Source organism: Mesorhizobium sp. M1A.T.Ca.IN.004.03.1.1, from assembly GCF_003997555.1.
GTDB lineage: Bacteria > Pseudomonadota > Alphaproteobacteria > Rhizobiales > Rhizobiaceae > Mesorhizobium.
On the sequence record NZ_RZTV01001250.1, the window covers coordinates 1 to 228 of the forward strand.

Annotated in this window: 1 pseudogene; it reads right to left on the reverse strand. The window is 53.9% G+C overall.

The annotated features are described in order from the left end of the window. Positions 1–228: pseudogene (locus EOD29_RS36935) on the reverse strand (hypothetical protein); the annotation flags it as partial.

The window sequence follows — 228 nt, forward strand, 5'->3', positions numbered from 1 at the left end:
CTCTAATGACCCGTAGATGCTTCGAAGAAGTATCGTAAACACGATAGAGCAGAAGAGCCCCGTCAGCGACATGATAAACTTTGCGGAGGCCACCGACAGCAACTGTCGCATCACGCCGCTATCGATCTCTGCACCCTGTGCCATCGTAGAGAGCGCAGCGATTAGTCCCAGGAATGTCAGAAAAAGCCCGACCGACACAAAAAGCCCGGGTACGATGCGCCAAAACCC